Origin of the sequence: Streptococcus sanguinis, from assembly GCF_050222175.1 — a bacterium.
Taxonomy (GTDB): Bacteria; Bacillota; Bacilli; order Lactobacillales; family Streptococcaceae; genus Streptococcus; species Streptococcus sanguinis_M.
Window position 1 is genome coordinate 316373 of record NZ_CP071420.1, and the last position, 23054, is coordinate 339426.

The following is a 23054-nucleotide window of genomic DNA, read 5'->3' on the forward strand; positions in this document are numbered from 1 at the left end:
GAATGGCAGTATATTTTTACGGCTGTATCACCATGGATGGCTACTTGGCAGACAGCCAGCACAGGATAGACTGGCTGCATCAGCTTGGTTCTGTAGAGGATACAGGCTATGATGACTTTTACAGGCAAATGGATATCACCATCATGGGCAAGCGGACCTTTGAGGAAATCCAAGATTTGCAAGATGTAGAAAGTTTTTATCAAGCTACGGAAAACTATGTCTTTACGCATGATAGGCACCTGCCTGTCAGCAATTACCAGCCAGTAGCTGGGGATGTGGTGGACTTTGTTCACCAGATTGACAAAGGCAAAAATGTCTTTGTGATTGGTGGTAATTCCTTGGTAGGACCGCTCTTGGATGCGGATCTTTTCGACCACCTCATTATTCAGATAGCACCCCTTATCCTAGGAAAGGGGGTTCCCCTCTTTACCCAAGAGGAAGGGCAGCGCTTTTACCAACTGGATAGCCTCAGACAATTTGGCCCTTTTGCAGAGCTGGTTTTCAGCCGAAAAAGTCAGAAATAGAGAAGGGAGTGGACCGCATGATTAAAATTTACGACACCATGACCCGCAGCCTACGTGAATTTGTGCCCATTGAAGAGGGCAAGGTTCGCATGTATGTCTGCGGTCCGACGGTTTATAACTATATCCATGTCGGCAATGCTCGCTCAACAGTAGCTTTTGACACAGTTCGTCGCTATTTTGAGTATCGGGGATTTGAGGTCAATTATATTTCCAATTTTACAGATGTAGATGATAAGATTATCCATCGCGCCAAGGAAGAAGGCATCACACCAAAAGAAGTGGCGGACAAGTATATCGCGGCTTTTCGTGAGGATGTATCAGCTTTGGGTGTTAAGCCGGCTACTCAGCATCCGCGCGTGATTGACTTTATGGAGGCAATCATTGACTTTGTGCGGACTTTGGTGGACAAGGGCTATGCCTATGAGTCAGAGGGCGATGTCTACTTCCGCGTCGAAAAGTCTCACAATTATGCCAAACTAGCCAACAAAACCTTGACAGACTTGGAGTTAGGTGCTTCTGGTCGGACAGATGAGGAGACCGCTCGCAAGGAAAATCCAGTTGACTTTGCTCTCTGGAAGGCAGCTAAGCCGGGCGAGATTTCCTGGGACAGTCCTTGGGGAGCAGGTCGCCCAGGCTGGCACATCGAGTGTTCGGTTATGTCGACGGAGATTTTGGGTGATACTATTGATATCCACGGTGGTGGGGCAGACCTAGAGTTTCCTCACCATACCAATGAAATCGCCCAGTCAGAGGCCAAGACTGGTCAGACTTTTGCCAATTACTGGATGCACAATGGCTTTGTCAACATTGACGACGTCAAAATGTCCAAGTCTCTAGGTAATTTTATCACCGTTCATGATGCCCTCAAGACCATTGATGGTCAGGTGCTGCGTTTCTTCTTTGCTACCCAGCATTATCGCAAGCCGATTAATTTCACGGAAAAAGCAGTTCATGATGCAGCGACCAATCTTAAGTATTTGAAGAATACCTATGAGCAGCCTTTCACTGGTCAAGCAGACTCTGCTCAGCTTCAGGTCTTTCTAGACAAGTTCACCGCTGCAATGGACGAAGATTTCAATGCGGCCAATGGTATCACGGTTGTCTTCGAGTTAGCCAAGTGGATCAACTCTGGCAACTACACCGCTGATATTAAGGCAGCCTTTGCCGAGCTCTTAGAAGTTTTTGGTATCGTCTTTGTGGAAGAAGTCTTGGACGCGGACATTGAGCGCTTGATTGAGGAACGCCAAGTGGCGCGGGGTAATCGAGACTTTGCGACTGCAGACCGTATTCGGGATGAGTTGGCCGCTCAGGGCATCAAGCTTTTAGATACCAAGGACGGAGTGAGGTGGACCCGTGACTGATGTCAACCTGATTAACGGCATTGCCCTCGCCTTTGAGGGTGATGCTGTCTACTCCATGTATATCCGGCGTCACCTGATTTTTCAGGGGCTCACTAAGCCCAATCAGCTGCACAGGGAAGCGACCAAGTACGTTTCTGCCAAGGCTCAGGCCAATCTCATCTCTCTCATGCTGGAAGAGGGGATTCTGACGGATAAGGAAGAGGATATCTACAAGCGCGGCCGCAATGCCAACAGCCACACCAAGGCTAAGAATACAGATATCGTCACCTATCGGATGTCTACCGGCTTTGAAGCTGTCATGGGCTACCTGCATATGACCGAATCCATTGAGCGACTGGAAGAACTGATTGACTGGTGTATCAAACGGGTGGAGGAAAGCAAATAAAGAAAGATTTTCTAGCTCCGTTTACAAGCTAGATAAATTGAAGATATCTAAAACAGAGTTGCTGCGGCAGCTCTTTTCTTTAGTGTCTGTATTTGCTATAATAATAGAAACTAGTTAAGGAGAATATCGTGAAAAAATATTTGGTTATATCGGTAATAGCCTTGGTTTTACTTCTGCTATGGGCGTATAGCAACAGAAATAACAAACAAATCGAGACTTCTTCTGGAAAGACCAATAGTGCTAGCACAACTTCGTCCAAGGCGTCTAGCAGTAGCCAGAATTCAGAGCAAGCCAGCCTTCAGGAAACTTCTTCTAGTAGCATAGAGCTGTCCAGTTCAGAAGACACAAGTGAGCCAGCAGCAGAAAGTTCTGAATCTTCCATGAATGAAGAAGAGATAAAAAATGGAGACTACTCTAGCATTGTAGGAACTTGGAAAAGTGGTACTGGAAATACATTGGTGTTTGATGCCAATGGTTTGGTGAGCGAAACTCAACATTTGAGCGAATATGGTGCAAGAGATATGTATGGTTTTGTTAGTATTGGAGTCCTCCCTAAGCAAGGTGCAGGTGGTTATGTAATAGCTTTTATACCTAAATGAAAAGACTACACTATCACTAATGCAGGAGAAACATATAAAGATGCATCAGATCATGATCGAGATCGGATTTGGGCTGGTCAAGGACTGGGAACCAATACAGATCCGAATTCCTTTTATTATAAAATAGACTGAAAAGACTAGCTGCTTTCCATGGCAGCTAGTCTTCTTTATAATTTTCGTAAAATTCTACCTTAATTCTAATAAAGGTTTCCAAGTCTCGCAGGAGCTGCAGGAGCATGGCGCGGGTTTCAAATTCCTGGCGGGTCTTAGGGAGCGGCCGCTCGCGAAATACGGTCAAATAGTTGTCAATCTCGTCCAAGAGGTCTCGGGCGGGATTTTCTTGGCTCAGTTGCTTAGCGGTCTGAGAGAAGAGGCGGGCTAAAATCAAGCTTTCACTGGCTGCTAGATGGCAGTTGTTGATATTGCTAGCCATGTCTTGCAGGATGCGGTTTTGGGCCTGTCGCATTTCAAAATAGTGGATATGGTAGTTGGTCTGGTGAAAGAGGTGGTTGGAGTGATCCAGATAGACCAGCTGCAAGGCCTGCTGCAGAACCTTATCCAGCTCCTTGATCAGCGCTGCATCATTTCGGCCGTCTCCAGCTTTTAAGAAATATTCAAAGCGCAGCAAAATCTTTTTCAGCTGTTCCTCCACTTGCCCATGGTAGCTATCGATCTCTTGCTGGCGCGAGGGCATATAGAGATTGGCAAGGAGAGCAAAGCCAGTTCCAATGAGAAATAGAGCTAGTTCATTTCCAAGGAGTGACCAGGAGGTGGATTTTTCTAAGAGCAGATGGGTGACGAGGACGGTACTAGGTGTAATGCCGATTTCCCAGCCAAGGCGAAAGGCCAGAGGCACATAGACTACGATATAGATGGCCAATGCTCCGAGATGAAAACCTAGAAAGTGAAAAGCCAGGCTTCCGATAGCCAGAGCCAGCAGGGTAGATAAAAAGCGATTGCCAGCTAGCTTTGCAGTGCTGCGGCGGGTATCGGTCACGCTGAGGATAGCAATAATTCCAGCTGAAGTTGAGTAGGCCAGACCTAAAAAGTCAGCCAGCCAAGCAGCTAGACAGGTAGCTAGTACCAGCTTGATGGTGCGTTGGAGGAGAGACATGAGTAAGAGTTTCCTTTTTTAGACTTCTTTCTATTATAGCATGACAGACGGGGAATCTTAGGGGCTGCTGATTGCTTTTTATCAGAGCAGAATTCTGTCTCGCCCGAGTAAATCCTGCCGCCATTTTTTCGCCTTTGTGTTATACTAGTCCTATGGAAAAAAACGATATTGTCTACGGTGTGCATGCGGTGACAGAGGCTCTCGCAGCTAACACTGGAAATAAACTCTACATTCAAGACGACCTGCGTGGTAAAAAGGTCGACAAAATCAAAGATTTAGCAGCAGAAAAGAAGGTTTCTATCTCATGGACGCCTAAGAAAACCTTGCAGGAGATGACTGATGGAGCTGTTCACCAGGGCTTTGTCCTGCGGGTGGCGGAGTTCGCCTATACTGACTTCGAGGTGCTGTTGAAAAAAGCAGAGCAGGAAGACAATCCGCTCTTGCTGATTTTGGATGGGCTGACTGACCCGCATAATCTGGGCTCTATCTTACGGACGGCTGACGCGACCAATGTAGCGGGAGTCATCATTCCCAAGCACCGGGCAGTCGGTGTGACACCAGTCGTGGCCAAGACTTCAACGGGTGCCATTGAGCATATTCCTATTGCCCGTGTGACTAATCTCAGCCAGACTCTGGACAAGCTCAAGGAAGCTGGTTTCTGGATTTTCGGTACAGATATGCAGGGGACGCCTTCTCATAAGTGGAATACAGCAGGCAAGCTGGCCCTCATCATCGGCAACGAAGCTAAGGGGATCTCAAGCAATATTAAAAAGCAAGTGGACGAGATGATTTCCATTCCCATGAATGGGCATGTTCAGAGCCTCAATGCCAGTGTCGCAGCGGCTATTCTCATGTATGAAGTATTTCGCAATCGCCTATGAAAAGAAAAATCTTACTGGTGGACGGTTACAATATGACGGCCTTTTGGCGGGAGACTCGTCCTTACTTTAACCGCGGAGAACTAGATGCCGCACGAACGATTCTGCTTCAGAAGCTCAGTAATTATGCCAGTTTTGAAGGACTGGAAGTTATCTGCGTCTTTGATGCCCAGTATATGCCGGGAGTTCGGCAGACCTACGAGGAGTTTAATGTGACGGTCGTTTTCACTGAAGAGGAGGAAACGGCGGATGACTATATCGAGCGCTTGGCAGCTGAGCTCAATACACCCAAAAATCAGGTGTCAGTTGCGACTAGCGATCTCAATGAGCAGTGGACTGTCTTCGCCCAAGGAGCTTTGAGAGTTTCCGCTAGAGAGCTAGAGAAGCGAGTGGCTGTTACCAAATCAGACCTCAATAAACTGAGCGGACAAATCAACCTGCAAAGACCGCCCTTGCGACCGATGGACAGCCAATCTTTGCGTGATTTACAAAAAATGATGGAGAAAAAAGATGACCTTTAAAATTTTAACCGATTCAACAGCAGACCTGCCAGAAAACTGGACCCAGGAAAATGATGTTCAGGTCCTAGGCCTGACCATTCAGCTAGATGGCCAAACTTATGAGACAGTTGGCGCAGGCAAGCTGACCAGCCAAGAACTTCTGGATAAGATGGAGTCCGGCAGTAAGCCGACTACCAGTCAGATCAATGTCGGCCAGTTTGAAGATGTTTTTCGTAGCTATGCCAAGGAAGAGACACCAGTTCTCTATGTAGCCTTTGCTTCAGCCCTGTCAGGTACTTATCAGAGTGCTGTCATGGCACGGGAGATAGTCTTGGAAGATTTTCCAGGTGCACTGATTCGCATCATTGATACCAAGGCGGCTTCTATGGGGGAAGGACTTTTAGTCATGAAAGCGGCAGAAGCTAGAGCGGCAGGCCAGACCTTGGAGCAGACAGCAGACTTGATTGAGAGCTTGGTGCCTAAGGTCAAGACATATTTTCTGGTTGATGACCTCAATCATCTCATGCGGGGTGGTCGGATTTCCAAAACTGCTGCGCTTATGGGGAGCTTGGTCAATATCAAGCCGATTATCGCTGTCAAGGGAGATGGGACTCTGGACTCGGTCGCTAAGGTTCGCGGCAAGAAGAAGGCACAGGCTGAAGTTGTCCGCATGACTCTGGAGGGAGTTGCTGACCCGCGGGTGGTTATTGCCTATGCAGGTGCCAAAGAAGTTGCTGAGAGTCTAAAAGCCCAGCTGCTGGAAAGCGACCAAGTAGAGGAAGTTCTCCTCATGCCTCTGGGACCTGTCATTTCTACCCATACTGGTCCTGGAACTTTGGGACTCTTTAGTATTGCCCAAGACATTCAAGACTAAGAAAACATGAAATCGCTATTTCATAAATAATTGCTTCAAATCTATTGCTTTTGCCTACTATTTTTGATATGATAGTAGGCGGTATTGTTTACCCCATTTGTAAGGCCCCGGAACCTTTCAAATAACTCGCGGACCGGAACATCCGCCCTGTAAACAAAAACGATATTCATAGGAGAAATCATGAACAAAACAACATACATGGCTAAGCCAGGTGAAGTTGAACGCAAATGGTATGTAGTGGACGCTACTGATGTCCCTCTTGGACGCCTTTCTGCTGTTGTAGCAAGCGTACTTCGCGGAAAAAACAAACCAACCTTTACACCACACACTGATACAGGTGACTTCGTAATCGTTATCAACGCTGAAAAAGTAAAATTGACTGGTAAAAAAGCGACTGATAAGATCTACTACACTCACTCTATGTACCCAGGTGGATTGAAACAAATCTCAGCAGGTGAGCTTCGCTCTAAGAACGCTGTTCGTTTGATCGAAAAATCAGTTAAAGGTATGCTTCCGCACAATACTCTTGGCCGCGCTCAAGGTATGAAGCTGAAAGTATTTGTAGGCGCTGAGCACACTCACGCTGCACAACAACCAGAAGTTCTTGATATTTCAGGACTTATCTAAGGAAAGGAACAAATAAGCTATGTCACAAGCACAATATGCAGGTACTGGACGTCGTAAAAACGCTGTTGCACGCGTTCGCCTTGTTCCAGGAACTGGTAAAATCACTGTAAACAAAAAAGATGTTGAAGAGTACATCCCACACGCTGACCTTCGCTTGGTTATCAACCAACCATTCGTAGTTACTTCAACTGTTGGTCAATACGACGTTTTCGTAAACGTTGATGGTGGTGGCTACGCTGGTCAATCAGGCGCTATCCGTCACGGTATCGCTCGTGCCCTTCTTCAAGTAGACCCTGACTTCCGCGATTCATTGAAACGCGCAGGCCTTCTTACTCGTGATGCCCGCATGGTAGAACGTAAGAAACCAGGTCTTAAGAAAGCTCGTAAAGCATCACAATTCTCAAAACGTTAATCAATACGATTATATCAACGTTTACAGACATTCAAGAATTATTTCTTGGATGTCTTTTTTGTTTCAAAAAATCAAAGTTCACCCCAAAATTCACCCCATATTCACCCCATCAATTTTTTAAACTACGAAAAGCAATATCACCTACAGTCTGATTGACTTTATCTTTGATATTAACGTAAGTTTTTGTAATCTCTTTATCACTATGAGTAAGAGCTTCTGAGAAGGCTTCAAGAGAAACACCTGCTTGTTTAGCAAGAGTAGCACCAGTATGTCTTAGTTTGTGTGGTGATGCTGGTGCTAATTCGGGATGTCTTCGTCTGACTGATTTCATCTTGATAAAACTTAAAATTTTTCTAATTATAACGAAGCATAGTCAAAAAGCTATGACCTCTATATTCACAAAAAAATCCAGACCAATACTAGTCCAGATTTCTTGTCTATTAAACATTCTTTTCAAAGAATGGAAGAACGGCTGTAACGGCTTTGTCAACGCAATTATTTAACTGTGAGAATCCGACGCACATAAATTTTAAATGGTGTCTCAGTCACATTTAAATTTATGAGACGCTTAGACGTTAGGCTTTCAATTTGTCAAATTTTGCTTTGACATTTGCCTTGAATTCTTCAAGTTTAGCCTTGCGTTCGGCTTTACGTTCAGCCTTCATTTGTGCACGTGCCTGGTTGTAGAGGTCTTCTTGGACTTGCAGAGCTGCTTCGATTTCGGCTACGACGGTTGCTACATCCCAACGCACGATTTGGGTGTCGTACTTGGTGAAGTAAGCATCGATGACTGCTTCGTTGTTTTCTTGCACCAAGGCGACAACGGCTGTTTCGCCGTCGATCAATTTTTGAGACACAACGTCAATCAAGCCAGCTTCTGCCGTATCAACGGTATCACCAGCAGCCAAACCATAGAGGCTGCCAATACCATAACCAAACAAGACGCCGATAGGACCACCCAAAAGCCCGATAACTGCACCGAGCAAGCCACCTTCTAGGGTTGCATCCGTCGTTGAATCTTCAAAGTCATAGCGTTCTTTTTCAACGATGTGACCGTTTTCATTTTTGACCAAGGCGATTTGAGCAACCTTGGTCGTCTGAGTTTGGCGGAAAGCCTTCAAATCCGCAAAGGACTGATAAGCTTCGCTTTCAGTGTTAAAGACTGAAACTACTATGTTTTCCATAGTTAGTACCTCTTTTCTAAATATATACGTTCATTATAATACAGTTTCAATCACTTTTCAATCATTTTAGTGCGACATTTTAATTGATATGTCGCGTTTATCAGCGTCAAAGAACAGTTTCAGGCAGCGGTATATCTTTGCCATATCCCAGCCCAGACACTCTGGCGACTCTGAGTGATTATCAAGAAAGGCGTCCAGCAACATCTTAAAGCCTCCCGTGCAAAAAGTAAATAAATAGTGTTTTTCCTGTATGCCTGTCACACGGCTAAAAGACCGCTTGACCAAATCTTCCAGAAAATTATAGCAGATATTATGTACCAGCTCTGTGTAGCGAGTCTGATGAGCGTGCCGAATCACATCGACACTTTTATAGAATCTGCCAACTGTTTCCTTATGGTCGAATCCTTGAAAGAAGTCGCTTTATTCGTCGGTCAAGACAATTAATTTGGCTGGTGCAACTGATTCGCCAAGCTATGAACAAGCAATTATTACCTTTTGAAAGCAAAAATGGCAATTATGAAGGTGAAGCTACTCAGGTCTTAGTTCTTCTATCCAATTACTATGCAGACAAAAAACTATTTGATGAAAATACAGATGAATATGGAAATATCTTGATTTTAAAGGATTCATCCATCATTTCTAAATTATCGGCTATCCCAGATTTATTAAAAAGGGGATCTAGTAGGTAACAATAATATCGAATATATCAAAGTACGCAATATTAGGATTTCTTCAGAGGTTGAGTTAGAGTCAGATGTTGATGGGGATAAGTCGGATAATCTGCCAATAGATATAAAAATACTAGAAAACAGGCTTGAAAAAGGCTCGTAAAGCTAGCCAGTTCTCTAAACGTTAATTCGTTGCTGGACAGCAGAATACAAACGAAAACACTTTGCATCTTGCAAGGTGTTTTTTTCTATGAGAACTGGCGGTGCGCAATTAGGATAGCTCTAGCGACTTTAGTCGCATAGAGATATGCTATGCACAGTTGCCTCAAGAAAACAATGCTTCTTGGTCCACCCTGTTAGACAAGCTTCAAAACCAAGGAATCCAACAGATTTCTCTTGTAGTTACAGATGGCTTTAAGGGGCTTGAGCAGATTATCAGTCAGGCTCACCCATTAGCTAAACAACAATGTTGCTTAATTCATATTAGTCGAAATCTAGCTAGTAAAGTGAAACGAGCAGATAGAGCGGTTATTCTGGGGCAATTTATAATGATTTATCGTGCTGAAAATTTAGAAATGGCAGGACAAGCTTTAGAGGACTTTCTCGCCGAATGGAAACCAAAGTATAGGAAAGTCATGGAAAGTCTGGAGAAGACGGATAATCTTTTAACTTTTTATCAGTTTCCCTACCAGATTTGGCACAGCATGTATTCGACAAACCTCATTGAGTCTCTTAACAAAGAAATCAAACATCAAACGAAAAAGAAGGTTCTTTTTCCTAATGAGGAGGCTCTGGAACGTTACTTAGTTACGTTGTTTGAAGATTATAATTTCAAGCAAAGTCAACGAATCCATAAAGGGTTTGGTCAATGTTCTGATACACTTGAAAGCTTATTTAATTAACACTCCGTAACTCTACTTAAGTGTTTACACATAATTATTGACAGTATCAAAAAATAAAGTATATTGTTTTCATCATAATATAATTAAATATCAGTATAGAGAATTTTATCTATATATCAGATATCAGCAATTGCTTTTGCTGTCATTTTTCGCTACAATAGTTACAAGGAGGAAATAAACATGTTAAAAGAAGTATTAAACGTCGCAAAAGTTGCGAAAAAATCATCTCTCTTCTTAGGAGGGGTAGCATTTGGGACGCTTGGCTTGAAAGTCTTAGCAAGTAAAGAAGCTAAGAAAGGCTATTCTAAGGCCTTGGCTAAAGCTTACAAATTGAAAGATGGACTGGATGCATCTGTTTCTGTTGTAAAACAACACGGTGATGATGTTTTACAAGACGCTAAATATTTATACGAACAGGAAAAGAAAGAAGAACAATTAGATAGCCTGACAGGTGAATAATATGTCTTTTAAAGTGCTACACAGAGGATATCAACATATCCGATTATCGTCCTCGTTTTCACTGACCTTGGATATTCAAGATTATCTTCGTTCCTTGGCTAAAGATGAAAAAGGGATCGACTCTATTCAGTTTTATATGGATCAGCAGCACTTTACTCTACGTATGAAAGAAGGCTTCTCTGTATTAGAAAATGCAGAGGCCTTTTTAAAAAAAATTGACAAGGGGAAAGTTTCGGACTTGATGACTCTTCCCATTCGTAGAGAAGAGAGTGCTTATTCAATTGTATCGGGTGCAGCGATTAAGCGTTTGCTGTTTCGAAGTTTTGTACCCTACCCTATTCGTTATATTTGGACTTGTTATCAGGCTTTGGGTTATGTCAAAGAAGCCTATCAAACTTTAGCGCGCAAGGAACTAACCATGGAGGTCTTGGACTGTTCGGCCATTTTGTTGTCCTTGTTTATGAACCAATCCAAGACAGCTAGCAACATCATGTTTATGCTTGATTTGGGTAATCATCTGGATCAGTGGTCTTTAAAAAAAACAGCAACAGATTTGGAACAAAGCCTTCTTGCTAAAGAAAGTGATGTTTTCTTAGTGCGGGGAGACATGGTCATCAGCATCAAGAGTTCTGATGTTCAAGTAGGTGATGTATTAGTTGTCTCCCAAGGGAATGAAATCTTGTTTGACGGCCAAGTGGTTTCAGGATTAGGCATGGTCAATGAGAGTTCCTTGACTGGAGAGAGCTTCCCTGTTGAAAAGAAAGAGGGAGATTCTGTATGTGCGAATACTGTTTTGGAAACAGGAGAGTTAAGAATTCGTGTGACTGATAATCAGATAAACAGTCGTATTTTGCAACTCATCAATCTGATGAAAAAATCTGAAGAGAGTAAGAAGACAAAACAACGTCATTTTATTAGGATGGCAGACAAGGTTGTAAAATATAACTTCTTAGGTGCTGGTTTGACTTATCTGTTAACAGGTTCGTTTTCAAAAGCCATTTCCTTTTTATTGGTGGATTTTTCATGTGCTCTAAAAATATCCACACCTGTAGCCTACCTTACGGCCATAAAGGAAGGTCTAAATCGAGAAATGGTTATTAAAGATGGTGATGTATTAGAAAAATATCTGGAAGTGGATACTTTCTTGTTTGATAAAACGGGTACCATCACGACGAGTTATCCTTTGGTTGAAAAGGTTCTTCCTTTCGGAGATTATACTGAGAAAGATATTTTAAGAATAAGTGCATGTTTGGAGGAACATATCTATCATCCTATTGCCAATGCAATTGTTAAACAAGCTGAAATTGAAGGCATTGAACACGAAGAAATGCATGGCAAGCTTCAGTATGTTGCAAGCAAAGGGATTAAATCGCAAATTGATGGTCAATCGGTTGTCATTGGAAATTATGTACTAATGCAAGACGAACAGGTAAGAATTAGTTCTGAGCAGCTGGCCTTGATTGAGCAATATAAGACTCATTACAATTTATTGTTTTTGGCTTATAAGAAAGAATTAATTGGGATGTTTTGTATCCACACTCCCTTGAGAAGCGAGGCGAAAGTTGCATTGAAAAAGCTAAAGCGCCAAGGGAAAAAACTGATTCTGGCAACTGGTGATACGTTGGCTAGAACAGAAGAGTTGGTTAAAGATCTGCCATTTGACAACGTTTATACTGATTTAAAACCAGATGGTAAGTTTCAGTTGGTTCAGGAATTACAGAAAGCTGGCCGAACTATTTTGATGGTTGGAGACGGGTTAAACGACTCTGCTGCCTTGACGCTTGCAGATATTGGGGTTGTGATGAATGAAAGTGCTGATATTTCTAAGCAGATGAGTGATATTTTATTATTAGATAATCGTTTAGATTTCTTCGAGGAATTGAATTCTTTATCTGAATCGTTGCAGAAATTAATTCAAAGAAATATTCAAGAAACAGTTGTAATAAATGGAAGTTTAATTGGATTTGGGTTGTTAAATTGGTTAAGCCCATCTAATCTTTCGATATTGCACAATCTGACTACTTTAAGAATCGTCCTTCGTAGTCTTTCTATTAAAAGTAGGTAAGAGACCGAGAAGCTGAGGTTATAAAAACTAAAAGGAGTTGTCTCATTTGAGAATAACGGCTCTTTGTCAACTGTAGTGGGTTGATGGAAAATTATACCCTGGAGAGGACCAAATTGGTTCTCTCCTTTTAAATATTGAAAAAACCATTGGCAGTGGACATACTTTAAGACTATATATTTCTGAAACTAGTTTCACAATACAAATATTGACATGCAATTATTAATTGGTGGATTTTAAGTTGACATCTACAAAGGTTAATGTTAGAATACATTCAAAAATATATTTGAATGAGGTGTTTTATGATTCAAAATATTGTTACTTCAATAATCCTGTATTCTGGGACAGCCGTAGACTTACTTATTATCCTAATGTTATTTTTTGCCAAAAGAAAAAGCAGAAAGGACATCATTAACATCTATTTAGGACAATTTCTAGGCTCTGTTAGTCTAATATTGCTAAGTTTGCTTTTTGCATTTGTCTTAAATTATATTCCTAGTAAAGAGATTTTAGGCTTACTCGGTTTGATTCCAATTTTCCTAGGCCTCAAAGTTTTGCTTTTAGGAGATTCTGATGGAGAAGCTATTGCAAAAGATGGTTTGCGAAAAGACAATAAAAACCTGATTTTTCTAGTCGCTATGATTACTTTTGCAAGTTGTGGCGCTGATAATATTGGTGTCTTTGTCCCATATTTTACCACCTTAAATTTAGCGAATTTGATAGTGACTTTACTTACTTTTCTAGTCATGATTTATCTCTTGGTTTTTTCTGCCCAAAAATTAGCACAAGTCCCTTCTGTTGGAGAAACTTTGGAAAAATATAGTAGATGGTTTATTGCCGTTGTCTATTTAGGATTGGGGATGTATATCCTGATTGAAAACAACAGCTTTGACATGCTATGGGCTGTGTTAGGCTAGGAGAAAAAATTATGAAAAAAGATAGTATCTGTCAAGTGGATGTTATAAATCAACAAAATGTTACAACCGCAACGAACTACCTTGAAAAGGAAAAAGTCCAAAAATCACTTCGCATTTTATCAAAATTTACCGATAATAAACAGATAAATATCATCTTTTATCTCCTTGCCGTCGAAGAACTCTGTGTCTGCGATATAGCCTGTTTATTAAATCTCAGTATGGCATCTGCCTCCCACCATCTTCGTAAACTAGCCAATCAAAACATCTTGGACACTAGAAGAGAGGGGAAAATTATATATTATTTTATAAAGGATGAGGAAATCAGAGATTTTTTTAATCAACTAGGATAACAACTATTTTTACTACTTTTCCATGATTATAGGGAGATTATAATCGTTGTTGTTTCAACGGTAGCAAACTGGTTTTTACATAAAGTAATTGATAAACCCAATATAGATCAGAAAGAATTACTTGAAGCTACCGCACAATATAGAAAGTTATTGATACCTGACCTAATAATTAAAGGAGTGGGATTGATTCTATCCTTAATTGTCTATCCTCCGATTATGATGTATAGTGTTTTAATTGCGGCATTTTATATCATAACTTTAAAAACACTATCTGAAAAAAGAGTGAATAACTAAAAAAATGGTGATCAAAGTTAGGTGTATTATTTTAATGCTTACAGACCTAAACTATTCCCCTATTTATAATCTATTGATTCATATTTTATGAAATTAATCAGTAGATATCGTTCTGAAAAGCCTTGATAATACGCTGTTTTTAGTCCAACTGAAACCCATACTTTCCAAACCAGGCTTGAAAAAAGCTCGTAAAGCATCACAATTTAGTAAACGTTAAAACTTATTTAAACTTATTGAAAGCATTTCGTATCAAAAATACGGGATGCTTTTTCTGTTCACCCCAAATTTTTGTAACTAGGTGATACTTGAAATTAATACAAATTTGGTTGTTTTTGATAAATCTAAGCAACACTACATGATGAAGTGAAAGGGGATGAATCTTTGATAGTATTCACTTATTGTGAAATATGATATATTTATTAATTAGATGGATGAATACTTCTAGAGTTAAATATAGTATAATAGGGACATACTTTTTGGTTTATTTTTGTTTGTAGTCGGATTATGAAAGAATATCCAATATTATGCGATAAGATAGAATGTTACAAAAAAGAAAGGGGATGCAATCCGATGAAGAAAGACAGATTAATTGTATTGACAGATGCTGTTCTAGCAATTATTATGACCATCTTGGTTTTAGAGTTAGAAAAACCAACAACACCAAGTCTTGAAGCTTTTTGGGATTTACGGCAAAATTTCTTTGCTTGTTTTCTTTCCTTTTTCTGGTTGGGATCGTTATGGATGGCACTAAACACATTATGGGAAAAGGTTGAGAAAATTTCCTCAGAAATTATTTGGTGGAATTTGTTTCTACTCTTGGAGCGGCAGGAGTTCTCTTTGGAGAATTTCATGCCATCCAAGATACCAGTCTGAATGATGTGGTGGACCGGATCTATATAAATGTCAAGGATTTACCGTTTCAGTCCTTGGGAGCTTTAGCTAATATCCTGTCTGATATTAAGAAGGGACTGATTCAAGACAGTCATATCTGGTCTTTCTTCCAGTCATTTTTCAAACAATATCAGTTGATAATCAGCTTAAATCAGATCTATCAGTTTGTCTATCTTTCTCTGATGGAGATCATGTCCTATCTTCACTTTGATTATTGGAAAAAAACGGCTCGGTCAGGAGCTAGTATGAATAAGGAGAACAAATGAAACGTTTAAAAATGTTATGGCATATTATGCAGGTTACGGGTTTTACTCGGTTTGCTCTGAGTTTTGTGACCTTTGTTTTTGGGTCAGGAGGCGTGCTTTTCCTAGTTGAACCTGCTATCACAAATTACGGAGACGGTCTTTGGTATGCTTTTGTGACTTCGACGACTGTCGGCTACGGGGATCTCCTAGCTGTGACCTTGATTGGAAGGATTACCAGTGTCTTCTTGACGATTTATGGGCTCATATTTTTTGGCTGTTTATCAGCTGTTATTTTTAATTATTATACCAATTTAAATAAGGAAAGAGGAGAGGACAAATGACTGCCAATTATTCAACACGGGAATACCGTGAGAAATTATACGATGACCTTCATGTTCGATTGAGAGATACAGCGATTTTGATGTGTGCAATTTTTATTGCCTCTATCGGACTAAATATGAATTCAACAGCTGTCATTATAGGAGCCATGTTGATTTCACCTCTCATGACACCGATTGTTGGACTGGAATTCGGTTTAGCTATTTTTGATACGCGTTTAATCAAGCAATCTCTAGAGGTTTTATTGACTCAAGTGTTGGTCAGTTTGCTTGTCTCGACTCTGTATTTCTGGATTTCTCCCTTGTCTTATGCAAGTAGCGAGTTGATTGCACGAACCTCTCCAACCATTTGGGATGTCCTCATTGCTATTGCTGGTGGGATTGCTGGTGTGATCGGTTCAAGGAAAAAAGAAGCAAACAATATCGTGCCAGGAGTAGCCATTGCTACAGCTCTGATGCCGCCTATCTGTACTGCTGGCTATGGTTTAGCTAATGGGAATGTACGATTTTTATTGGGGGCTCTCTATCTTTTCTTGATCAACTGTGTCTTTATCATGCTAGCCAACATTGTTGGAACAAGAATTTTGATGAGAAAATCTCCTTTAACTTCATTTAAAGAGCTGAGCATTAAAATGAGAATTGGCTTGATATCTTTGATTGTATTGTTGATTCTTCCAGCTAGCTATTCGGCAGTTACTCTGACAATAGAACAAGCGCGCAAAGAAGGGATCAAACAGTTTGTAGGAAAAGAGTTCGCCAATTATACGGTTATTAATCAAGTCTACAAGTCAAGTAACAATGAATTGGTCTTGACGGTTGTTGGAGATCCGATTTCAGAAGAAGAATTAGAAACACTCCACCAAAAACAAGCCTCTTACGGTATTCAATCTGTTCAATTGAAAGTGAATCAAGTTCAGAACTCGCCAACATTAGATAGTGAAGCGACCAAGGAATTTTATGAAAACATTGACAAGTATATTGATCAAAAACTCTCTGAAAAAGATTCACAAAACGATCTCGTAAAAGAAAATGAAGCAGACAAGGATTGAGGACAATGAACTGAATCGGTTTTTACGCCGTGTTTTTCTTGTATCTTCCTCTTTCTTACTTATAGCAGGTTGTTTTTGCTTGAATAAGAAATAAATTAGAAGTTCTATCATCTAAGAAAAATGATGAACAAAAAATCATTTAACTAATGGTGTGAACGTTTAGTGTTTATCAGCTCCATTCTCTGTAATTTTGGGGGTAAAATCCACACCATTCGGATAAAATTAGTTGAATTTGATTGGAAAAAAGCTTTTATAAAAGCGGAGAAAAGTCTTGATATTACGCTGTTTTTAGTCCAACTGAAATTCATACTTTCCAAACCAGGTCTTAAGAAAGCTCGTAAAGCGTCACAATTCTCAAAACGTTAATCAATACGATACTATCAACATTTACAGACATTCAAGAATTTCTCTTGGATGTCTTTTTTGATGTAAAAAACAATTTAACCTAAAAATACACCAAGATTCAAAATCTTGGTGTATTATCTTTTTTTAGATAATTGTTCTCTAAAAAGTTTTGTCATTTGTTTTTGTCCGGCAGGAGTACCTAGTGCTTCTTTGCTTATTTCTCCTTTAAATATTTGTTCCATTAAAAATAGGTAAGCCTCGCCTAAAGCAGTTGTAATTAATCCAGCAGTGGTTCCAGAAATCGTTCCGCCAACTGCTGTTCCTACTCCGGGAATAAATTTGAGTATATTAGAGACAATTGTTTTTCCGAGGAATGTTGCTCCCCCAGACCCTAAGGTTGAGGATACAAAGGCGGTTAGAAAAGTTTTATTTATATCAAGGCCAAATATTACAGTGATGCCAGTAATCATGCTTATCTGGGTTGGAACAAGCATGAATGCATCTGCGAATGGAACTGGAGCGAAACCTTCACCAAAACTTGCTGCTACTGCAGTCGCAATGACTGCCCTAGCATGTTTTTTTTTAGATTCCAGAGATACTTTTTGGATATTTTGGAGAGTATCTTGTAGCTCATTTGGCAATACCTCAGACATTACATCAATCAAAGTATCTAATCCAAAAGCTTTAGCGACATATTCCTCATCAAAATCCATATCTTGAGCTAAAATTGGCACAACTTTACAGACGTCTAAGTTTTCCTGCTCAACATGAGCTTTCATTTCTAGTGCTTTCTTCTTAGGTACAGATTGAGTAAGGACAACGATGATTGGGACCTTAGACTGTTTATTCTTCTCAGAAAACTCTCTGAGCCATTCCACTTCCGAACTATCGAAAGTACGGTTTGAACCGACGTTAATACAATACCAAATGCAGTGAATGGCCTCATTGATATCATTAGAAGAGTAACCGTTGTTAATTAGTTTAATGACTTCATCTTTGACACCCTCCTGTTGGGTATATGACAATTCAAAGCCAGGTGTATCGTAAATAGCCAAAGGATATCCGGTTTTTTCAATTTTGCGAATTTCCTGAGTTACTGGTCGGCCTAGTCCAGTATCAGCAAAATTCCCTCTAAACAAACTGTTAATTAGTGTGCTTTTGCCAACACCTGATTTGCCAATGACGATGATGTTTAATCTTTTTAAATTATTAATTTTATCATTAATCGCGTTGAGACATTGCTGCGCAATATTATCTGTATTGATTTGCATGATCTTCTACCTTTTTATATTCAGATTTTTTAACTAATTTGTCCTTGCAATCAAAATTGACTTTTCGATGATTAGTTATTTTTACTTGCTTTTTATATAAATAATTTGTTGTTTTTTTCAAAACTTTAGGCAGAATCACTGTAGAAGCTAAAATTAAAACTCCATTTCTTAAGATATATTTTACTTTAGAAGAACTTCTTTTTTTGTTACCTTTTGTCTTTGACATAATATTTCTCACTAATATGATATTTTAAATAATTATATCATATAAGAAATTAAAAGAGTCAATTTAATGATTTTGGTTATCTCTTTGTTTTAAAGATTTTAGAACAAATTCTTCGATAGAAATTGAAGTAATGTTAGCAGAGATCTATTAGTTGTAATGAAGAGGTGGCAAAGATATTGAAGATAGAAAAGTAGTTATGTGGTTTTCAGCTTGTCTCACTCTCCAAGGTACAAGAAAAATAAACCACCTGCCTTGCGTGTGTGGTCCATAGACGTGTGGCTATGATTTGTAAAATAAGTCTAAGTAAATAGCATGCTAAGATTTAGTAATTTATAGATTTTTAAAAATTTATATAGTACACTAGATGTGTAATATTGAGTTTTGAGTGACTGAAAAATTAGTATGGATGTTACCAGCTGTTTTAGAAAATTAGTGTGGTATCAAAAAATTTAAGGAGACGTTATGAAGAAACGAACGAAAATTATAATTGCAACAATTGCATCAATAGTGGCGCTCGTAAGCCTAGGAGGATGTGCTATGACTCAAAAAGAAAGTAATAAGCGAAATCAGAAAGTTGCTTCTTCAAAAAAGGATATTAAAGATGATAAAGAAGCCATCAAGCAAAAACAGCTCGCTTACCTCAAAGAACATGAGCAAGAAATTATAGATTTGGTAAAAGCTCAAAGTCCAAAAGTCGAATCAGTTCAGATTGATTGGGGAGAAACTCAATGGAGTGATGGTGGGCTTACAAATCCCGAGTATTATATTAATATTTTTGGGCGAATCAATAATATTGAAGAATCGGGTTGGGGAGTGGATATCCCAATTAATGATGATAAGTCAATTGATATGGGGGGGGGATGTATATGATTCACGAACCTACGATAGGAGGTAGGATGATTGATTAATTAGAATTTAGATTCTGATAATTAATAAAGCATACTAAGGAGGAGCTATGAAGAAACGAACGAAAATCATAATTGCAACAATTACATCAATAGTGGCGCTCGTAAGTCTGGGAGGATGTGCCATGACTCAAAAAGAAAGTAATAAGCAAGATAAGAAAGTTGCTTCTTCAAAAAAGGATATTGCAGATGACAAGGAAGCTATCAAACAAAAACAACTCGCCTATCTCAAAGAACATGAGCAGGAAATAATCGATTTTGTGAAAGCCCAAAGTCCAAAAATTGAATCAGTTCAGATTGATTGGGAAGAGACGCAATGGAGTGATGGCGGTCTTACAAATCCCGAGTATTATATTAATGTTTTTGGGCGTATAAATAATATTGAAGAATCGGGTTGGGGAGTGGACATCCCAATTAATGATGATGAAAGTGTAAATCTTGAAGAAATGATTATGGGTGATTACATAAGTATCGGAGGTGAACCAATTACCTAATTAGAATTTGAAAGATTTTAATGATATATATGCTTCATTAGCGGTATCAACCTATAGGGATAGACCTAATCATTTTCCATATGAATAATTAGATTTGGAAAGCCGGATAGTACTTGATTCAGGTAAATTAATGTCATGAATACAGAACTGTTGGCCATTCAATAAGGCGACAGCCAAAAGATTAAAAAGAAAAGTTTAAACTTTCTTGGTGTTGCTAGACGAAAAAATTAGCGGTATAATATTAATAAAATAATACAAGGAGGCGCTATGGGGAAACGAACGAAAATCATAATTACAACAGTTGCATCAATAGTGGCACTAGTAAGTATAGGAGGATGCGCCATGACTCAAAAAGAAAGTAATAAACAAGATAAGGAAGTTACTTCTTCAAAAAAGGCTATCAAAGATGACGAGGAAATTATCAAGCAAAAACAGCTCGCTTATCTCAAAGATCATGAGCAAGAAATAATTGATTTTGTGAAGGCCCAGAGTCCAAAAGTCGAATCAGTTCAGATTGATTGGGATGGGGTTAGATGGAGTGAAGCGAGTAATGGTACTCCTCAAGGTGGGGGGGAAATGTTGCAAATTTATGGAGGCTTCAATAATGCTGACAGTTCAAGTTGGGGAATATTAATTCCAATAAATGATGATGGAACATTAAATATGGATGAGATGTTCCTTAGTAATCAATTAAGAATAAGAGGTGATCTTTTTGCCTAATTGGAATTCAAAAAGTTTTGATAATATATACGCTTCGTTAGCGGAATCAGCCTATAGAGATAGACCGAATGGATTTAGTTTTGAACAATTACTTCCTGAAGAACAAAAAATACTTAATTCTGGTAAGTCTTTAGTATTTGACTTCTCTAAAGATGCCAAAGATAAAAAAGGCCAAGTTACCCAAGGTGGTGGCACTGACCTCCCCAACCAAGGGAAGGTTTATCTTCAACCTGACAATGAAGGACTGCTTGAAGACAAAAAGACAGGCTACAATGCCTACTATGTCACTGATACAGATACGATTAACCAAAATACCAAACAGACCTATTTTGCCGTTCGTGGGAGTGATGGTTTCGGAATTGATATAGATGAGGCACAAAAGAACTGGGTTGAATACTTGCGGACATACAACCCTAGCGATTTCAACTTTCAAGATTGGGTATACAATGATGCGGCCTTTGCTTTGACAGACGCGATTATTCCTCAAGCCAAGCATGCTACTGAAGGCATGAAGGCAAAAATAGCTGAACTAAACCAATATGCAGCACCAGATGCCAAGATGGATATAACGGCTCATTCGTTGGGGACGATGACTTCGATACAGGGAGTTGCAGGACTTAATGAGGAAGAGTTGAGTAAGGTTGGCCATATTGTTCTTTTTGATGGTCCGGATCCTACTAAGAGTCTAGAAAAAGCAGGTTATGGCGATAAAATCCCACAATTAGATGCTAAAACAACTTATTATGTTAACCCTTTTGATCCTGTTAGTATGCTCAATCGTGATAAACCTTGGGATCAGCAATTTGGTGATGTCAGAGTGGTAGTTCCGATCGAATATACAAGTATGATGGATAAACACTCCTCCCATGACTTGGGCGCTTATCAGATAGATAGTAAGGGAAATCTCTTGGAGGTTTCTGAAGACTATCACCCTGAGTTGTGGAAAGCAGGTCATAAACTTGCGGACTTAAACAAAAAGAGCATTGAAAATATAAAAAGATATGTTCCAGAAAAAGTGATTGAAAAATTAGTAACCATGAGTCCAGAGGAGTTTAATAGATTAGCGGGACAACTACTAGATAGTATGAAAGAGGGAAGTCTATTAGGGATTAAAAAAAGTATAATTGAGATAAAAGATAAATTGGGGTTGAGCTGGGAAGAAGTACGGAATATTTTTAATAACAGAGATAAGCTCATAGACACATATGAAAATTATGAAAAGGAATATGCAAAAATCATCAAGGATGCAAAGAAGGAGTCTTTGGAATGGGATCGAGAGAATCTCGATCTTAAGAATCCGAATAATTTACACGAGAGAATCAAGCGTGCAGGTAGTTACGAAGATCGTATTTTGCTGAGGAGTCAGCTATTGTATACTGCTGTAGAATTGGCTGGTTCAGATATTGAACAAAAGATATCTGAAGTGAAAACTGCCTTAGCTGATGCCGAATCAAATCTTAAGGAATTTATCGACTCTAAGAGAAGTGCTATTGAGGCTCTAGGAAGTTTGTTGTCTGCTTCGGAGATAGAGGGGCTAATGTCAGAACTGTCCTTTGAAAACTTGTGGGATTCAGGGATTAACGAATTAAATATCACTCATTTAAAAGAATTTGAAACTAAGATAACTAATTTCTCTCAAAGTATGATTCAGTGTGCACAAAATCTTGAGCAAGTAGATGCTCAAGGTGCTGCAGATATTTTTGCAGCCTTCTCTTGATTGTACTGAAGTTTAAATGATAAAAGCAAAGGATAATTATGGCAGAGAAAACAAGTGAAAATATTGTAATAGAAATATTGAAGAATCAACAAAGAGTAGCTATAAAAGCGGCTGTTATAGCCTCTGTAGCAGCTGCCAAGGCCAAGAGAGAGGCGCTTCAACAAACATTAAATACCAAAGCACAAGAACTGCAAGATTATGCTAAAAATACATATAATACGAATATCACGGATGGGCTAGAAGGTCAAGCAGCAAATGCAGCTAAAGACTATCTATCGCAAATGCCAAAACCAGAATTAACAAGTCCAATCAAAAGTTAGTTTTAGGTGATAAAGATGAATGCAGAAATTTATAGACTGGATGAACAGTTTGATAAAAAGATGAGGGAATTAAAGAAAAAAGAGGAATATTTAGAAGACAATTTGTCTTATGTCCTTCATACAACAGAGCAATTAAAAGATGAAGTTTATCAAATAGCAAACGGAGAACTGCCTGTGGAGGCGTATCCCGATATTTTTCAAATGGATACTAATGCAGAGTTGTTTCGAAAAGATGTTCTTGAGCAAATCGATGATATCGGTGAGGAACGCTCAAAACTTCGTTGGGATTATGAGGAGCAATTAGATGCTCTCTATAAGAAAAAAGCTAAAAAGCAAAATAACTAAGCAAGTATTGGAGTTTTAGGAGATTAAATGTTTACAGACATTCAAGAATTTACTCTTGGATGTCTTTTTTTCACTATT

General features: G+C 39.4%; 29 protein-coding genes and 3 pseudogenes. 26 read left to right on the top strand and 6 right to left on the bottom strand.

Going from position 1 to position 23054, the window contains the following annotated elements; translation table 11 throughout:
- Positions 1 to 2 precede the first annotated feature (2 nt).
- The 4 genes from J1C91_RS01630 (at position 3) to J1C91_RS01645 (ending at position 2869) form a co-directional block, all read left to right on the top strand.
- Positions 3 to 524 carry a dihydrofolate reductase family protein gene (locus J1C91_RS01630; protein WP_000301974.1) on the top strand — a complete coding sequence of 174 codons (522 nt, stop codon included), beginning with the start codon at positions 3 to 5 and terminating at the stop codon, positions 522 to 524.
- A gap of 17 nt (positions 525 to 541) precedes the next feature.
- Entirely contained in the window at positions 542 to 1885 is a 1344-nt protein-coding gene (gene cysS, locus J1C91_RS01635) for a cysteine--tRNA ligase (RefSeq protein WP_125439200.1), read from the top strand.
- Positions 1878 to 2270 carry a Mini-ribonuclease 3 gene (locus J1C91_RS01640; RefSeq protein ID WP_002911674.1) on the top strand — a complete coding sequence of 131 codons (393 nt, stop codon included), beginning with the start codon at positions 1878 to 1880 and terminating at the stop codon, positions 2268 to 2270. The genes cysS and J1C91_RS01640 overlap by 8 nt, the downstream gene beginning before the upstream one ends.
- Positions 2271 to 2398: 128 nt before the next feature.
- Positions 2399 to 2869, top strand: a complete 471-nt coding sequence (locus J1C91_RS01645; RefSeq protein WP_002911675.1) for a DUF6287 domain-containing protein — start codon at positions 2399 to 2401, stop codon at positions 2867 to 2869.
- A gap of 157 nt (positions 2870 to 3026) precedes the next feature.
- Here the strand turns inward: J1C91_RS01645 and J1C91_RS01650 are convergent, their stop codons facing one another.
- Entirely contained in the window at positions 3027 to 3983 is a 957-nt protein-coding gene (locus J1C91_RS01650; RefSeq protein ID WP_002911677.1) for an aromatic acid exporter family protein, read from the bottom strand.
- Positions 3984 to 4135: 152 nt separating this feature from the next.
- Here J1C91_RS01650 and rlmB point away from each other — a divergent pair, with 152 nt between their 5' ends.
- From rlmB to rpsI, 5 genes are all read left to right on the top strand, one after another.
- Positions 4136 to 4864 (top strand): 23S rRNA (guanosine(2251)-2'-O)-methyltransferase RlmB, encoded by a 729-nt coding sequence (gene rlmB / locus J1C91_RS01655; protein ID WP_002911678.1) that lies wholly within the window; start codon positions 4136 to 4138, stop codon positions 4862 to 4864.
- Positions 4861 to 5382 (top strand): NYN domain-containing protein, encoded by a 522-nt coding sequence (locus tag J1C91_RS01660; RefSeq protein ID WP_002902298.1) that lies wholly within the window; start codon positions 4861 to 4863, stop codon positions 5380 to 5382. The genes rlmB and J1C91_RS01660 overlap by 4 nt, the downstream gene beginning before the upstream one ends.
- Positions 5372 to 6235 (top strand): DegV family protein, encoded by an 864-nt coding sequence (locus tag J1C91_RS01665; protein ID WP_002911680.1) that lies wholly within the window; start codon positions 5372 to 5374, stop codon positions 6233 to 6235. Before J1C91_RS01660 ends, J1C91_RS01665 begins: the two co-directional genes overlap by 11 nt.
- A 180-nt stretch (positions 6236 to 6415) precedes the next feature.
- Positions 6416 to 6862 carry a 50S ribosomal protein L13 gene (rplM, locus tag J1C91_RS01670; RefSeq protein WP_002893769.1) on the top strand — a complete coding sequence of 149 codons (447 nt, stop codon included), beginning with the start codon at positions 6416 to 6418 and terminating at the stop codon, positions 6860 to 6862.
- A gap of 19 nt (positions 6863 to 6881) precedes the next feature.
- Positions 6882 to 7274: a 30S ribosomal protein S9 gene (gene rpsI, locus J1C91_RS01675; RefSeq protein ID WP_002911681.1), complete on the top strand. Its 393-nt coding sequence runs from the start codon at positions 6882 to 6884 to the stop codon at positions 7272 to 7274.
- Positions 7275 to 7383: 109 nt separating this feature from the next.
- On the opposite strand, the gene J1C91_RS01680 is transcribed toward rpsI, so the two are convergent.
- From J1C91_RS01680 to J1C91_RS01690, 3 genes are all read right to left on the bottom strand, one after another.
- A complete protein-coding gene (locus J1C91_RS01680; RefSeq protein ID WP_002893762.1) occupies positions 7384 to 7605 on the bottom strand; it encodes a tyrosine-type recombinase/integrase in 222 nt (73 codons plus the stop codon).
- A gap of 244 nt (positions 7606 to 7849) precedes the next feature.
- The gene (locus J1C91_RS01685) at positions 7850 to 8458 is read right to left on the bottom strand and encodes a DUF1269 domain-containing protein (protein WP_125439202.1); all 609 of its coding nucleotides are present in this window, start codon (positions 8456 to 8458) and stop codon (positions 7850 to 7852) included.
- 66 nt (positions 8459 to 8524) lie between these two features.
- Positions 8525 to 8815: a hypothetical protein gene (locus J1C91_RS01690; protein ID WP_037614148.1), complete on the bottom strand. Its 291-nt coding sequence runs from the start codon at positions 8813 to 8815 to the stop codon at positions 8525 to 8527.
- On the opposite strand from J1C91_RS01690, the pseudogene J1C91_RS01695 reads away from it, so the two are divergent.
- From J1C91_RS01695 to J1C91_RS01745, 11 genes and pseudogenes are all read left to right on the top strand, one after another.
- Positions 8809 to 8952 (top strand): annotated as a pseudogene (locus J1C91_RS01695) (IS982 family transposase); the annotation flags it as partial. The gene J1C91_RS01690 and the pseudogene J1C91_RS01695 overlap by 7 nt on opposite strands.
- A gap of 3 nt (positions 8953 to 8955) precedes the next feature.
- A pseudogene (locus J1C91_RS01700) lies at positions 8956 to 9289 on the top strand (diacylglycerol/lipid kinase family protein); the annotation flags it as partial.
- 148 nt (positions 9290 to 9437) lie between these two features.
- A pseudogene (locus tag J1C91_RS01705) lies at positions 9438 to 10028 on the top strand (IS256 family transposase); the annotation flags it as partial.
- Positions 10029 to 10208: 180 nt separating this feature from the next.
- Positions 10209 to 10487, top strand: coding sequence for a DUF6110 family protein (locus tag J1C91_RS01710; RefSeq protein WP_002893755.1), 279 nt, complete (start codon positions 10209 to 10211; stop codon positions 10485 to 10487).
- 1 nt (position 10488) lies between these two features.
- Positions 10489 to 12552: a heavy metal translocating P-type ATPase gene (locus J1C91_RS01715; RefSeq protein WP_002893754.1), complete on the top strand. Its 2064-nt coding sequence runs from the start codon at positions 10489 to 10491 to the stop codon at positions 12550 to 12552.
- A gap of 299 nt (positions 12553 to 12851) precedes the next feature.
- The gene (locus tag J1C91_RS01720; RefSeq protein WP_070587531.1) at positions 12852 to 13466 is read left to right on the top strand and encodes a CadD family cadmium resistance transporter; all 615 of its coding nucleotides are present in this window, start codon (positions 12852 to 12854) and stop codon (positions 13464 to 13466) included.
- 11 nt (positions 13467 to 13477) lie between these two features.
- Positions 13478 to 13816, top strand: coding sequence for a Cd(II)/Zn(II)-sensing metalloregulatory transcriptional regulator CadX (cadX, locus tag J1C91_RS01725; RefSeq protein ID WP_000711078.1), 339 nt, complete (start codon positions 13478 to 13480; stop codon positions 13814 to 13816).
- Between the two features lie 864 nt (positions 13817 to 14680).
- A complete protein-coding gene (locus J1C91_RS01730; protein WP_006151097.1) occupies positions 14681 to 14983 on the top strand; it encodes a TMEM175 family protein in 303 nt (100 codons plus the stop codon).
- The gene (locus tag J1C91_RS01735; protein ID WP_000397555.1) at positions 14908 to 15267 is read left to right on the top strand and encodes a hypothetical protein; all 360 of its coding nucleotides are present in this window, start codon (positions 14908 to 14910) and stop codon (positions 15265 to 15267) included. The genes J1C91_RS01730 and J1C91_RS01735 overlap by 76 nt, the downstream gene beginning before the upstream one ends.
- The gene (locus J1C91_RS01740; RefSeq protein ID WP_000825751.1) at positions 15264 to 15587 is read left to right on the top strand and encodes a potassium channel family protein; all 324 of its coding nucleotides are present in this window, start codon (positions 15264 to 15266) and stop codon (positions 15585 to 15587) included. Before J1C91_RS01735 ends, J1C91_RS01740 begins: the two co-directional genes overlap by 4 nt.
- Entirely contained in the window at positions 15584 to 16633 is a 1050-nt protein-coding gene (locus tag J1C91_RS01745; protein ID WP_125439204.1) for a DUF389 domain-containing protein, read from the top strand. The genes J1C91_RS01740 and J1C91_RS01745 overlap by 4 nt, the downstream gene beginning before the upstream one ends.
- 479 nt (positions 16634 to 17112) lie before the next feature.
- Here J1C91_RS01745 and J1C91_RS01750 read toward each other — a convergent pair whose 3' ends face one another.
- Complete coding sequence (locus J1C91_RS01750; RefSeq protein WP_125439206.1) at positions 17113 to 18249, bottom strand: YcjF family protein; 1137 nt, start codon at positions 18247 to 18249, stop codon at positions 17113 to 17115.
- Positions 18230 to 18475: a hypothetical protein gene (locus J1C91_RS01755; RefSeq protein WP_125439208.1), complete on the bottom strand. Its 246-nt coding sequence runs from the start codon at positions 18473 to 18475 to the stop codon at positions 18230 to 18232. Before J1C91_RS01755 ends, J1C91_RS01750 begins: the two co-directional genes overlap by 20 nt.
- A 462-nt stretch (positions 18476 to 18937) precedes the next feature.
- On the opposite strand from J1C91_RS01755, the gene J1C91_RS01760 reads away from it, so the two are divergent.
- The 6 genes from J1C91_RS01760 (at position 18938) to J1C91_RS01785 (ending at position 22976) form a co-directional block, all read left to right on the top strand.
- Positions 18938 to 19345, top strand: coding sequence for a hypothetical protein (locus tag J1C91_RS01760; protein ID WP_427151639.1), 408 nt, complete (start codon positions 18938 to 18940; stop codon positions 19343 to 19345).
- Between the two features lie 85 nt (positions 19346 to 19430).
- A complete protein-coding gene (locus J1C91_RS01765; RefSeq protein WP_002908719.1) occupies positions 19431 to 19874 on the top strand; it encodes a hypothetical protein in 444 nt (147 codons plus the stop codon).
- A 267-nt stretch (positions 19875 to 20141) separates the two neighbouring features.
- Positions 20142 to 20594 (top strand): hypothetical protein, encoded by a 453-nt coding sequence (locus J1C91_RS01770; protein ID WP_002908720.1) that lies wholly within the window; start codon positions 20142 to 20144, stop codon positions 20592 to 20594.
- Complete coding sequence (locus tag J1C91_RS01775; protein WP_260468996.1) at positions 20578 to 22311, top strand: hypothetical protein; 1734 nt, start codon at positions 20578 to 20580, stop codon at positions 22309 to 22311. The genes J1C91_RS01770 and J1C91_RS01775 overlap by 17 nt, the downstream gene beginning before the upstream one ends.
- A gap of 38 nt (positions 22312 to 22349) precedes the next feature.
- The gene (locus tag J1C91_RS01780; protein WP_002908722.1) at positions 22350 to 22631 is read left to right on the top strand and encodes a hypothetical protein; all 282 of its coding nucleotides are present in this window, start codon (positions 22350 to 22352) and stop codon (positions 22629 to 22631) included.
- Positions 22632 to 22646: 15 nt separating this feature from the next.
- Entirely contained in the window at positions 22647 to 22976 is a 330-nt protein-coding gene (locus J1C91_RS01785) for a hypothetical protein (protein ID WP_002908723.1), read from the top strand.
- The last annotated feature ends 78 nt before the right edge of the window (positions 22977 to 23054 follow it).

What these genes read in the sequence shown, in the direction of transcription:
- J1C91_RS01630 (WP_000301974.1), top strand. Translation starts at nt 3, where the DNA reads ATGGCAGTATATTTTTACGGCTGTATCACCATGGATGGCTACTTGGCA.
- cysS (WP_125439200.1), top strand. Translation starts at nt 542, where the DNA reads ATGATTAAAATTTACGACACCATGACCCGCAGCCTACGTGAATTTGTG.
- J1C91_RS01650 (WP_002911677.1), bottom strand. Translation starts at nt 3,983, where the DNA reads ATGTCTCTCCTCCAACGCACCATCAAGCTGGTACTAGCTACCTGTCTA.
- rlmB (WP_002911678.1), top strand. Translation starts at nt 4,136, where the DNA reads ATGGAAAAAAACGATATTGTCTACGGTGTGCATGCGGTGACAGAGGCT.
- J1C91_RS01660 (WP_002902298.1), top strand. Translation starts at nt 4,861, where the DNA reads ATGAAAAGAAAAATCTTACTGGTGGACGGTTACAATATGACGGCCTTT.
- J1C91_RS01665 (WP_002911680.1), top strand. Translation starts at nt 5,372, where the DNA reads ATGACCTTTAAAATTTTAACCGATTCAACAGCAGACCTGCCAGAAAAC.
- rplM (WP_002893769.1), top strand. Translation starts at nt 6,416, where the DNA reads ATGAACAAAACAACATACATGGCTAAGCCAGGTGAAGTTGAACGCAAA.
- rpsI (WP_002911681.1), top strand. Translation starts at nt 6,882, where the DNA reads ATGTCACAAGCACAATATGCAGGTACTGGACGTCGTAAAAACGCTGTT.
- J1C91_RS01680 (WP_002893762.1), bottom strand. Translation starts at nt 7,605, where the DNA reads ATGAAATCAGTCAGACGAAGACATCCCGAATTAGCACCAGCATCACCA.
- J1C91_RS01685 (WP_125439202.1), bottom strand. Translation starts at nt 8,458, where the DNA reads ATGGAAAACATAGTAGTTTCAGTCTTTAACACTGAAAGCGAAGCTTAT.
- J1C91_RS01710 (WP_002893755.1), top strand. Translation starts at nt 10,209, where the DNA reads ATGTTAAAAGAAGTATTAAACGTCGCAAAAGTTGCGAAAAAATCATCT.
- J1C91_RS01715 (WP_002893754.1), top strand. Translation starts at nt 10,489, where the DNA reads ATGTCTTTTAAAGTGCTACACAGAGGATATCAACATATCCGATTATCG.
- J1C91_RS01720 (WP_070587531.1), top strand. Translation starts at nt 12,852, where the DNA reads ATGATTCAAAATATTGTTACTTCAATAATCCTGTATTCTGGGACAGCC.
- cadX (WP_000711078.1), top strand. Translation starts at nt 13,478, where the DNA reads ATGAAAAAAGATAGTATCTGTCAAGTGGATGTTATAAATCAACAAAAT.
- J1C91_RS01730 (WP_006151097.1), top strand. Translation starts at nt 14,681, where the DNA reads ATGAAGAAAGACAGATTAATTGTATTGACAGATGCTGTTCTAGCAATT.
- J1C91_RS01740 (WP_000825751.1), top strand. Translation starts at nt 15,264, where the DNA reads ATGAAACGTTTAAAAATGTTATGGCATATTATGCAGGTTACGGGTTTT.
- J1C91_RS01745 (WP_125439204.1), top strand. Translation starts at nt 15,584, where the DNA reads ATGACTGCCAATTATTCAACACGGGAATACCGTGAGAAATTATACGAT.
- J1C91_RS01750 (WP_125439206.1), bottom strand. Translation starts at nt 18,249, where the DNA reads ATGCAAATCAATACAGATAATATTGCGCAGCAATGTCTCAACGCGATT.
- J1C91_RS01755 (WP_125439208.1), bottom strand. Translation starts at nt 18,475, where the DNA reads ATGTCAAAGACAAAAGGTAACAAAAAAAGAAGTTCTTCTAAAGTAAAA.
- J1C91_RS01760 (WP_427151639.1), top strand. Translation starts at nt 18,938, where the DNA reads ATGAAGAAACGAACGAAAATTATAATTGCAACAATTGCATCAATAGTG.
- J1C91_RS01765 (WP_002908719.1), top strand. Translation starts at nt 19,431, where the DNA reads ATGAAGAAACGAACGAAAATCATAATTGCAACAATTACATCAATAGTG.
- J1C91_RS01770 (WP_002908720.1), top strand. Translation starts at nt 20,142, where the DNA reads ATGGGGAAACGAACGAAAATCATAATTACAACAGTTGCATCAATAGTG.
- J1C91_RS01780 (WP_002908722.1), top strand. Translation starts at nt 22,350, where the DNA reads ATGGCAGAGAAAACAAGTGAAAATATTGTAATAGAAATATTGAAGAAT.
- J1C91_RS01785 (WP_002908723.1), top strand. Translation starts at nt 22,647, where the DNA reads ATGAATGCAGAAATTTATAGACTGGATGAACAGTTTGATAAAAAGATG.